Below are 10,645 nucleotides of genomic sequence, written 5' to 3'. Positions count from 1 at the left end.
TTGCGCTCAAGGGTCGACCCCCCACTCCGTCGAGCTTCGCTCGACACCTCTCCCCCGATCGACGGGGGAGAGGAAGGCTCCCTTCCGCAACTGCTGCGGGACGGGCGGGGCAGCGCAAGCTTTCGCGGTTGGCTCGTCATCAGGTACCGGTCGGACGCTTGCCTCCCCCGCCCACACGCGGCATAGATCGGCCATGACAAGCGAACTCTACTGCCCGCGCCGCTCGGTGCTTTACGTCCCGGCCTCCAACGACAAGGCGCTGGCCAAGATCGCAACGCTTGCCTGCGATGCCGTGATCATCGACCTCGAAGACGCCGTCGCGCCCTCAGACAAGATCGCCGCGCGGGACAAATTGGCCGGCATTTTCGCCAGCCGACCGAAACGCCGCTGCGAAATGATCGTGCGCGTCAACGCGCTGTCCAGCGAATGGGGCAACGATGACCTGCTGGCCGCGGCGAAATTCGTTCCCGACGGCATCCTGTTGTCCAAGGTCGCCACGCCGCGTGACATCCTCGAAGTCGGCGACGTGCTCGACGATAATTTTGCCCCCGACAGCGTCAAGCTCTGGGCGATGATCGAGACGCCCAAGGCCATGCTCAATATCGGCGCCATTGCCGAACTCGGCCGCGATCGCGCTTCGCGGCTAAATTGTTTCGTCGCCGGAACGAACGATCTGGTCAAGGAAACCGGCATTCTGGCGACGCCTGATCGGCGCTACCTCGTGCCTTGGCTGATGCAGATGGTGCTGGCGGCGCGAGCCGGCGGCATCGACATACTCGACGGCGTCTCCAACGATTTTCGCGACCTCGACGCGTTTGCGCGCGAATGCACGGAAGCCGCCGCCATGGGGTTCGACGGCAAGACGCTGATCCACCCCGCCCAGATCGAAACCGCCAACCGCGCCTTTGCGCCCGCGCCCGAAGCCTTGGCCGAGGCGCACGCGGTGAAAGAGGCTTTCGCCTTGCCCGAAAATGCCGGCAAGGGCGTGATTGCGCTGGATGGCAGGATGGTCGAACGGCTGCACCTGGTGCAAGCCGAAAAACTGCTGGCGAAGGCCGCCGCCATCGGCGCATGATCCGCCCCGAAAAGACGAACTCACGACAGGATCTGACCCATGAGACTTTACCGCTTTCTGTCCGCCCCCGACGATTCAACCTTCTGCCACAAGGTCACCGCGGCGCTGAACAAGGGCTGGCACCTGTACGGCTCACCGACCTACGCCTATGACAAGAAGACCAAATCGATGCGCTGCGGCCAGGCGGTGGTGAAGGATATCGACGGCCAGGAATACGGGCCGGATACGAAGCTGAGTGATTGGTAGGCGAGCTTTGCCAGCCTGTCTAAGACAGCGCTAGGCTGCCTCGGCAATATCAAGACGCACTGTAAGTCCGGCCTGTGTGGCCAGATTGATCAAGGTGTCCAGACTAAAATTCGCGATCCTGCCCCGCAGAAGATCGCTAAGGCGTGGCTGGGTAATCCCGAGCCGGTTGGCTGCTTCGGCTTGGGTAACGTCCCAACTCCGCACCCGCTGTTCGATCGCGATCAGCAAATTGGAGCGCATAGTCATGTTGGCGGACTGAGCCGGGGTGTCTTCCAGCGCATCCCAGACATTTTCAAAGCTTTGACGTTCCATGAGCATGTCTCACTGAATTTGCCTGAACCGCGATGCGGCAAGAGCCAAGTCTCGTTTCGCCGTCTGTTGCGTCTTCTTCTGGAAGGCGTGCAAGACAAAGACGGCGTCACCTATGCTGGCGACGTAAAGCACCCGGAACGCGCCAGCATCGTCTCGGACACGGATTTCCCGTACGCCTAGGCCTATCGTCGTCATCGGCTTCCAATCGCTTGGCTCAAATCCGAGTTGAACCTTGTGCAGTTGAACGCCCGTTTCCTTGCGCACCGCCTCTGGAAAAGCCCGGAGCTTGGCAAGAGAATCTCCAAGAAACTCCAGTCGCTTGGTCGGCATACAGACTTTATATCAAAACTTGTATAATTTCACAAGCAGGCTCGCCACCTGAATATCGCACAGCCTTACTCCGCCGCCTCTTCAAGCTTTTCCATATCGTCGTCCGACAGGCCGAAATGGTGGCCGATCTCGTGGATCAGCACGTGGGTGACGATGTCGCCCAGCGTCTCTTCGTTTTCGGCCCAATAGTCGAGGATGGCGCGGCGGTAGAGGGTGATGCGGTTCGGGCCTTCGCCGGTCTGCGGGTTCCAGCGCTCGGCGATGCCGCGGCCCTCGAACAGGCCAAGCAGATCAAACGGTGTCTCCAGCGACAGATCGTCCATGATCTCGTCGGTCGGGAATTCGGCGATCATGATGACGATCTCGCCGGTCAGCTTGCGAAAATCGTCGGGCAGATGTGCGTACGCCTCCAGCGCCAGAAACTCGATCTCCTCGATCGAAGGCGAGAGTTCATCGTGCCAGGTGCGGGTCTTGTAGATGCGGGCCATGCTTTGTCCTTTGATCCGGCATATAGGCTTTCCCTCCGGACTCGGCAAATGGACCGGGTACCTGGCCAATGACTGTTTCTTTGCGCCGAATGGCTGCGACCAAAGTCCAAGGTTGGCCTCGTCACCTTTGATCAAGGAATAAATTCCTTCTGACTCCGCTTGACTCTTCCGGCACCCTCTGGAATCTATAGGAACATAACAGGAACAGTTGTGAGAGAAATTGACCGTCATGGCGACATCAGCCGTGGCGCGGGAGACTGTTTTTGCCCTGCGCCGCCAGATCGCGAAGATCGAGGGAACGCTGCCCGAGCGCCTGGCCGCGCCGGCTGGCGAGGGGCTGCGCGCGGGTCCTGGCGGCGGTCTCGACGCCGCGCCTGAACCCGATGCCGATGTCACCATCATCCGGCGCGGGCTTGCCGTGGCTTCGCCGGATGCTTTCCTGGCCACCGGCGTCGAGCGCCTCGATGCGGCGCTGAGCGGCGGCCTTCCGAAAGCCGCCTTGAGCGAAATCCATGGCCTTGAGACCCGCAATGCCGGGGCCGTCGCCGGCTTTGTGCTGTCGCTGGTCAGCCTGATCCTCAAGGGCCAGCCCTTGCCCGTGCTGTGGATCGGCACGTCGGAGATTTTTCGCGAGGCCGGCTTTCCCTATGCCAGGGGAGTGCAGGGCATGTTCGGTATCGCACCGGAGCAGTTGCTGTTTTCCGAGGCGCCGAAACTCACCGATGCGCTGTGGGTAGCCGAGGAGGCCGCGAAGATGACGGCGCTCGCCGCAATCATCCTCGAAATCCGTGGCAGCCCGCAGCGGCTCGACCTCACCGCGACGCGCCGGCTGCACGCGCGCGCCCAAAACGCCGGCCGGCCGGTGTTCCTGCTGCGCCAGGCCGGCGAAGCCGAGCCGACCGCCGCCCCGGTGCGCCTCATCGTGTCGGCTGCACCAGCGGCGAGCCGCCGGACGATCGCCGGGTCGCTCGCCGGCTCGATCGGCCGGCCTGCCTTCACCGTCAGCATCGGCAAGAGCCGCACCGCTCTGCCTGGACAATTCACACTGGAGTGGAACCCCGATGAACACGCATTCGAAGAAAGAAAGCCCCGCGAAAAACGGGCAGAGAATTCTGTCGCTGTGGTTCCCGCATCTGGCGGCAGAACGGATCCTGCGCCAGCGCCTGGGACGGTCGTGGCGTTCCCGGCCTTCGGATCATCTGCCGCCATCTCACCCACCGCTCGTGATCAGCCATCGCGACCGCAACGCCCAGCGCATATCGGCCCTCGACGAGCGGGCTGAGGCGCTGCATCTGAAGCCTGGCATGGGCATTGCCGATGCGCGCGCCATGCATCCCTCGATCGACATCGTCGAGGCCGATCCGGACGCCGATCGCCGGCTGCTCGAAGGCCTCGCCGACTGGTGCGATCGCTATACGCCGCTGGTGGCGCTCGACGGTACTGATGGCCTTTATCTCGACGTCACCGGCTGCACGCATCTGTTCGGCGGCGAGCGCGCCATGCTGGACGACATCCTTGCGCGGTTTTTCCAGCAGGGTTTCGATGTCCGCGCCGGGTTGGCCGCGACGCCGGGTGCAGCCTGGGCGGCGGCGCGCTTCTGCGGCAACCGCATCGTTGTCTCCGGCGAGGAGGAAGCGCTGCTCGCCCCCTTGCCGCTGGCGGCACTGCGCATCGAGGCCGATATCCGCGCCAGCTTGGAAAGCGTCGGCCTGCGGACCGCCGGCGCGGTCATGGCAGCGCCGCGCGCGCCGCTCGCCCGTCGCTTCGGCGCGACCTTGCTGTTGCGGCTCGACCAGGCGCTCGGCCGCCTCGACGAGGCGGTATCGCCGCGCCTGCCCGTGGCCCCGCTTTCGGTCGAACGCCACCTGGCCGAGCCGGTCGTGCTGACCGCCGAGATCGAACGGCTGGTGCTCTTGCTGGCGGTGACGCTGAAGGCCGATCTCGAACGCCGCGGCGAGGGCGCAAGGATGCTGGCGCTGCTTTTGTTTCGCGTCGACGGCGCCGTCAGCCGCATCGCTGTCGGTACCTCGCGACCGTTGCGCGAACCCAAGCTTATCCAGCGCCTGTTCCATGAGCGGCTGGCCGCGCTCGAACAGGACATCGATGCCGGCTACGGCTTCGACCTGGTGCGGCTTTCGGTGCTGGCGGCCGCCGGCTTCGACATGCAGCAGGCCGATTTGACCGGCGAGACCGAGGATGACGGCGCCGACATGGCACTCTTTGCCGACCGCATCCGCGCCAGGCTCGGCGACAGTGCGGTGCTGAAACCGGTCGCCCTCGAGAGCCATCTGCCGGAGCGCGCCATCGCCACCATCCCGTTCTCGGAAGCGCCACAACGCAAACCACCGCTCAGGAAGCCGGGCTCGAAAGACGCGCCGCGCGCAACCATCTTCCCGCCGGAACGGCCGATCCGGCTGTTCCGTTCGCCCGAGCCGATCGAGGTGCCGGCCACCGAAATGCCTGAGGGTCCGCCGATGAATTTCCGCTGGCGCCGCGCGCTCTACCGGGTCGCGCGCGCCGAGGGGCCGGAACGCATCGCGCCGGAATGGTGGCGTGAAACGTCAAGCGATCCGCTCACATCGACGCGTGACTATTTCCGGATCGAGGATGCCGACGGCCGCCGCTACTGGCTCTACCGGCAAGGCCTCTATGGCAACCCGCAGGTGCCGCCGCGCTGGTTCATGCATGGAGTCTTCGCATGAACGCGCTGACCGTCATCCCCTATGCGGAATTCGGCATCCAGTCGAACTTCTCCTTCCTGCGCGGCGCCTCCAAGCCGGAGGAGCTGGTGGTGGCGGCCAAATTCCTCGGCTTTTCCTCGATCGGACTGGCAGACCGCAACACGGTGGCCGGCGTCGTGCGCGCCTGGCAGCAGGCCAAGGTCGAGAAGCTCGCCTATCACCCCGGTTGCCGCCTGGTGTTCGGCGACGGCACGCCGGACATTCTCGCCTATCCGCAGAACCGCAAGGGCTGGGGCCATCTCTGCCGCATGCTGACGCAAGCCAATTTGCGCGATGAAAACGAGAAGGGCGCGACCCTTCTCCAGCGCAGCGACCTGCTCGAATGGGGCGACCTGCTGTCGCTGGCGGTGCTGCCGGATCTCTCGGCGAATGCCGACGATCCCCTGGCATTGGTCCGTCAACTGAAAGACCGTTTCGGCGCTAATTTGCGGCTAGGCATGGCGCCGGATTATCGCGGCAATGACCGTTTCCGCATCGAGCAGGCGGCGGGCATGGCGGACATCGCCGGCGTGCCGCTGATGGCGACCAACGACGTGCTTTATCACAGCGCCGAGCGCCGCTCGCTGCAAGATGTGCTCACCGCCATCCGCCTCAATTTGCCGGTCGCCGAGGTCGGGCTGGAATTGACGGCCAACGCCGAGCGCCATCTGAAGCCGCCGCTGGAAATGGCCCGTCTCTTCCGCCGCCATCCACGGGCGCTGGCCGAGACGCTGCGCTTTGCCGGCGAACTGACCTTCTCGCTCAGCGACCTCCAGTACAATTATCCCGACGAGCCGACGCAATCAGGGCTTGGGCCGCAGGCCGAGCTAGAGCGTCTGGCCAGGGAGGGGGCCGCCACGCGCTATCCGGCGGGCGTCCCCGCTTCCGTCTTGCAGCGCATCAGTGAGGAGCTCGCTCTGATCGAGCGTCTGAATTATGCGCGCTATTTCCTGACCGTTTACGACATCGTCCAGTTCGCCCGCAATGAGGGCATTCTGTGCCAGGGCAGAGGCTCGGCCGCCAACTCGATCGTCTGCTACTGCATCGGCATCACCGAGGTCGGCCCCGAGCGCATCGACACGTTGTTCGAGCGCTTCATTTCCGAGGAGCGCAACGAGCCGCCCGACATCGACGTCGATTTCGAGCATGAGCGGCGTGAGGAGGTGATCCAGTACATCTACTCCAAATACAGCGCCAAGCGCACCGCGCTGGCTGCCGCCGTCATCAGCTATCGCGGCCGCTCGGCGCTGCGCGAGGTGGCCAAGGCCATGGGCCTGTCGGACGATGTCCGCAGTGCGCTCTCCAGTTCGATCTGGGGCTGGTCGACCTCGGAGCTCGGCGAGAAGGAGGCGCATGCCGGCGGCCTCGACCGCAACGAGACCTCGACCCGTCGCGTGATCGCCCACGCCAACGAGATCATGGGCTTTCCCCGGCACCTGTCGCAGCATGTCGGCGGCTTCGTCATTACCCGCGACCGGCTCGACGAGATCGTCCCCATCGTCAAGACGGCGATGGAGGCGCGCAAGATGGTCGAGTGGGATAAGGACGATCTCGACGCGGTGAAGATCCTGAAGGTGGATATTCTGGCGCTCGGCATGCTGACCTGCCTCAAACGCGCCTTCACCTTGCTCACCGACTATTATCCGAAGGCCCGGGATGATTACGGCCGACCCTATGTGCTGGCCACCCTGCCGCCGGAAGAGAACGACGTGTACGACATGATCTGCCGCGCCGACACGCTCGGCGTCTTCCAGATCGAATCGCGCGCGCAGATGTCTATGCTGCCGCGTCTACGCCCGCGCGAATTCTACGACCTGGTCATCGAGGTGGCGATCGTGCGGCCCGGTCCGATCCAGGGTGATATGGTGCATCCCTATCTGCGCCGCCGGCAGAAAAAGGAAATGCCTGAGTACCCCAAGCCGGAACTGGAAGAAATCCTGGGCAAGACGCTGGGCGTGCCGTTGTTCCAGGAACAGGCGATGAAGATCGCCATCGTCGCCGGCGGCTTCAGGCCGGGCGAGGCGGACGAACTACGCCGCGCCATGGCCACCTTCAAGCGCACCGGCACCATCGGCAATTACCGCCAGCGCATGATCGACGGCATGGTCGGCAAGGGATACACCAAGGACTTCGCCGAGCGCTGCTTCAAGCAGATCGAAGGCTTCGGCGAATACGGCTTTCCCGAAAGCCACGCCGCCTCCTTCGCTTTGCTCGTCTATGCCTCCTGCTGGTTCAAGACCTTTTATCCCGACGTGTTCTGCGCCGCGATCCTGAATTCGCAGCCGATGGGGTTTTACCAGCCGGCCCAGCTGGTGCGCGACGCGCGCGACCATGGCGTCGATATCCGCGACGTCGACGTCAATTTTTCCGACTGGGACTGCACCCTGGAGAAAGCCCAATTCGATCCGGGCCGCATCCTTGCGCGCCATGCCGAAATGCGCGGTGTCATCAAGACCCGGTGCGCCGTCCGGCTTGGCTTCCGTCAGATCAAGGGCTTGGCCGAGAAGCGTATGGAAGCTTTCACCGCGCGGCGCGGCGCCGGCTATACAAGCGTCAGGGATGTCTGGCTGCGCTCGGGCCTCAATGTCGGCGAAATCGAAAGACTGGCGCAGGCTGACGCCTTCCGCTCGCTCGGCCTCGACCGTCGTGAAGCCTTGTGGGCGGTGCGCGCGCTGGATGGCAAGAGCGCCGCCGAACGGCTGCCGCTGTTCGACCAGCCGGCGATCCGGCTGCGCGAACTCGAGCCCGAGACAAAACTGCCGACAATGCCGCTCGGCGAGCACGTCATCCACGACTACCGCGCGCTCGGCCTGTCGCTGAAGGCGCATCCGGTCGCCTTCCTGCGCGAGCGGCTCGACCGCGCCGGCGTCATTCCCAATGCCAATCTCGGCTCGGTGCGCGACGGCAGGCGGGTCTCGGTCGCCGGCCTGGTGCTGGTGCGGCAGCGGCCCGGCAAGGGCAATGCGATCTTCCTGACGCTGGAAGACGACAAGGCCGTCGCCAACGTCATTTTCTGGGAGCGGACCTTTACCCGTTTCCGGCCCATCGTCATGGGCGCGCGCTTCGTCAAGGTCACCGGCAAGCTGCAGTCGGAATCCGACGTCATCCACATCGTCGCCGAGAAGATCGAGGATTTGACGCCGTGGCTGACGGTGCTGCTGGAAGAGATGACGCCGGCTGCCCGGCCCGACATTGCCACCCTCTCGGACAAAGCTGAAAGGGTCATGCCCAAGGGGCGGAATTTTCAGTAGGCAAGTGCAGGGCGGTCGGGAGCCCATGACATTAATGCCGGCAAGGGCAGAGGGGGGCGCAAGGATCGCCAACAGAATGGCTTCTTAGGCTGAGGTCCGTTTGAACCACCCCTGGCCCTTCAGCCCGGCCCACCCAATCGCGGCGGCGACAGCACGTCTTCCGCCGAAATAGTCCGCGCCTCCGAGGGCAGCATGATCGGGATGCCGTCGCGCACGGGATAAGCGAGCTTGGCAAGCCGCGAGATCAACTCGCCGCGCACCGGGTCCCAGGCCAGCGGCCCCTTGGTCAGCGGGCAGGCCAGCAGCTCCAGCAATTTTGGATCGACATTGACCGACTTGCCGTCACGCCCATCCGCAGCCATTGGATCCCCCTTCAGCCATCGGCTCAGCCCTTATTGCAGGCTGGAACCAAAGTCCTCATTCTCGCGCGCCAGCGCCATTTCGGTGATCGCGATCAGCGTCTCCGCGCGGGCTTTCAGGTCGGGCGCCTCCAGCAGCGCCTGTTTCTCGGCCGGTCCGTAGGGCGACATCATCGACAGCGCATTGACCAGCATGGTATTCTCGGCGCGGCTGACGCTTTCCCAATCGGCTTCGAGATCGTTGGCCTGCAGATAGGCGCGAAACGCTTTCAACAGCGCCGGCCGGTCGATCTCGCTTGCCGCCTGGTCTTCGGTGAGATCGGTGAGGAACGGCGCCAGCTTGCATTGCCGGAACGGCGTCTTCACCGGCAATTCGCTGGTGATGCGGAAACGGCAGACGCCCTGCAGCGAAATCAGATATCGGCCGTCGCCGCTCTCGGCCATCGAGATGATGCGCCCGGCGCAGCCGACATTGCACAGTTCCGGCTCGCCGTCGGCGCGCAACGCGCCATTGAGGCTGGGCTGGACGATGCCGATCAGCCGCGCGCCGGCGATCGCCTCATCCACCATCTGCAGATAGCGCGGCTCGAAAATGTTGAGCGGCATGCGCCCGCCCGGCAGCAGCAGCGCGCCGGCAAGCGGAAACACCGGAATGGTTGCCGGCAGATCCTTGCCGACCCGGTAAAATGCGTTTCCGACCTGCACCTTCACTCCTCCGACCCGCTCGCGCGCGATGTTATCGGCCTAATCTGGCGCGGCGGCCGCCGACCGCAAGGCCCGACAGCCACGCCCCGGCAATTTGGCCGGCAAACGGCTCAGGAAAACAGCAGCGACGACAATTTGCGCCGTGCCGCCAGCGTCGCCTCGTCGGTCATGCCCCAGGCCTCGAACAGTTTCAGCAGCTGCGCCCTGGCGCCGTCCTCGTTCCACGTCCGGTCGGCTTTTATAATCGCCAGAAGATTGTCGGCCGCCGCATGGCGCTCGCCCTTGGCGTTCTGGATCATGGCGAGGTCGAAACGCGCCTGGTGGTCGCCGGGATTGGCGGCCAGTCGCTGCTCGAATTCAGCTGGATTGCCAAGTGCTGCCGCTTCCGCAGCCAGCGTCATCTTGGCACGCAGCGCGGCAAGTGCCGGCGCATTCTTCTTGGCCTCCGGCGCCGTTGCCAGCAGCGCCTCGGCGCCGTCGCTGTCGCCGTCCTCGAACAGAAGCTCGCCCAGCCCGGCAATCGCCTCGATCGTCTCCGGCGCCTGCGCCAGGATGGCGTCGTAAATGTCGGCTGCGGTCTGCGCATCGCCCGCCGCATGCGCTTCCGCCGCCGCGGCCAGTGCTTCGGCGACGGGCGGCGCGCCATTGCCCTTGCCGCCGACCTTGGTGATGAACTCGGCAATCTGGCTCTCGGGGATGGCGCCCATGAAGCCGTCGACAGGCTGGCCGTCCTTGAAGGCGATGACCGCCGGGATCGATTGGATGCCGAGCTGGCCGGCGATCGAGGGATGATCGTCAATGTTCATCTTGACCAGCTTGACCTTGCCGCCGGCGGCCTTGATCGCCTTTTCCAGAAGCGGCGTGAGCTGCTTGCAGGGCCCGCACCACGGCGCCCAGAAATCGACCAGTACCGGCTGTTTGCGCGATTCCTGGATGACGTCGGCGGCGAAAGTGGCGGTCGTGGTGTCCTTGATCAGCTCACCAGCGGCAGGTGCTGCGCCGGGTGTCGGGCCAAGTGCCGACTTGGCCGGCTCGGCGCCGCCATATCGCACGGAAGTGGTGTATTGGCCCGAATTGCCGCCGAATTGGCCGCCAAACGGATTGTTGTTGTCGCTCATCTCGTCGCCCTTCCGGTCGCGCCCAGCGGAGCAGCGCGACG

The 10,645-nt window shown here is 64.6% G+C and carries 11 protein-coding genes; 5 read left to right on the top strand and 6 right to left on the bottom strand.

The features are described 5' to 3' along the window. The first annotated feature begins 193 nt into the window (after window positions 1-193). The gene (locus X751_RS138755; RefSeq protein ID WP_023745943.1) at window positions 194-1,075 is read left to right on the top strand and encodes a CoA ester lyase; all 882 of its coding nucleotides are present in this window, start codon (window positions 194-196) and stop codon (window positions 1,073-1,075) included. 39 nt (window positions 1,076-1,114) lie between these two features. After that, the gene (locus X751_RS138760) at window positions 1,115-1,321 is read left to right on the top strand and encodes a DUF1737 domain-containing protein (RefSeq protein WP_023673921.1); all 207 of its coding nucleotides are present in this window, start codon (window positions 1,115-1,117) and stop codon (window positions 1,319-1,321) included. A gap of 30 nt (window positions 1,322-1,351) precedes the next feature. Here X751_RS138760 and X751_RS138765 read toward each other — a convergent pair whose 3' ends face one another. The 3 genes from X751_RS138765 to X751_RS138775 all read right to left on the bottom strand — a co-directional run bounded on the left by X751_RS138765 (window position 1,352) and on the right by X751_RS138775 (window position 2,451). Further along, the gene (locus X751_RS138765; RefSeq protein ID WP_023673920.1) at window positions 1,352-1,633 is read right to left on the bottom strand and encodes an XRE family transcriptional regulator; all 282 of its coding nucleotides are present in this window, start codon (window positions 1,631-1,633) and stop codon (window positions 1,352-1,354) included. 9 nt (window positions 1,634-1,642) lie between these two features. Then, window positions 1,643-1,963 (bottom strand): type II toxin-antitoxin system RelE/ParE family toxin, encoded by a 321-nt coding sequence (locus tag X751_RS138770; protein ID WP_023673919.1) that lies wholly within the window; start codon window positions 1,961-1,963, stop codon window positions 1,643-1,645. A 65-nt stretch (window positions 1,964-2,028) separates the two neighbouring features. Further along, on the bottom strand, window positions 2,029-2,451 hold the full coding sequence (locus X751_RS138775; protein ID WP_023673918.1) for a metallopeptidase family protein: 423 nt from the start codon (window positions 2,449-2,451) through the stop codon (window positions 2,029-2,031). A gap of 229 nt (window positions 2,452-2,680) precedes the next feature. On the opposite strand from X751_RS138775, the gene X751_RS1000000168090 reads away from it, so the two are divergent. Genes X751_RS1000000168090 through X751_RS138790 form a run of 3 tightly spaced genes read left to right on the top strand, consistent with a single transcriptional unit; the run spans window position 2,681 to window position 8,422 of the window. Then, entirely contained in the window at window positions 2,681-3,733 is a 1,053-nt protein-coding gene (locus X751_RS1000000168090) for a hypothetical protein (protein ID WP_023745942.1), read from the top strand. Next, on the top strand, window positions 3,675-5,153 hold the full coding sequence (locus X751_RS138785) for a DUF6504 family protein (RefSeq protein ID WP_023745941.1): 1,479 nt from the start codon (window positions 3,675-3,677) through the stop codon (window positions 5,151-5,153). Before X751_RS1000000168090 ends, X751_RS138785 begins: the two co-directional genes overlap by 59 nt. Further along, on the top strand, window positions 5,150-8,422 hold the full coding sequence (locus X751_RS138790) for an error-prone DNA polymerase (protein WP_023745940.1): 3,273 nt from the start codon (window positions 5,150-5,152) through the stop codon (window positions 8,420-8,422). The genes X751_RS138785 and X751_RS138790 overlap by 4 nt, the downstream gene beginning before the upstream one ends. A 119-nt stretch (window positions 8,423-8,541) precedes the next feature. On the opposite strand, the gene X751_RS138795 is transcribed toward X751_RS138790, so the two are convergent. From X751_RS138795 to trxA, 3 genes are all read right to left on the bottom strand, one after another. Then, window positions 8,542-8,784, bottom strand: a complete 243-nt coding sequence (locus tag X751_RS138795; protein ID WP_023672122.1) for a Trm112 family protein — start codon at window positions 8,782-8,784, stop codon at window positions 8,542-8,544. A gap of 30 nt (window positions 8,785-8,814) precedes the next feature. Next, the gene (locus tag X751_RS138800) at window positions 8,815-9,486 is read right to left on the bottom strand and encodes an LON peptidase substrate-binding domain-containing protein (RefSeq protein ID WP_023745939.1); all 672 of its coding nucleotides are present in this window, start codon (window positions 9,484-9,486) and stop codon (window positions 8,815-8,817) included. A 110-nt stretch (window positions 9,487-9,596) separates the two neighbouring features. Further along, window positions 9,597-10,604, bottom strand: coding sequence for a thioredoxin (gene trxA / locus X751_RS138805; protein WP_023745938.1), 1,008 nt, complete (start codon window positions 10,602-10,604; stop codon window positions 9,597-9,599). Between the last annotated feature and the right edge of the window lie 41 nt (window positions 10,605-10,645).

It is taken from the genome of Mesorhizobium sp. LNJC394B00, assembly GCF_000502555.1.
Taxonomy (GTDB): Bacteria; Pseudomonadota; Alphaproteobacteria; order Rhizobiales; family Rhizobiaceae; genus Mesorhizobium.
Note: the sequence above shows the minus strand (reverse complement) of the source record. Positions and strands in the feature narration are given on the sequence as shown.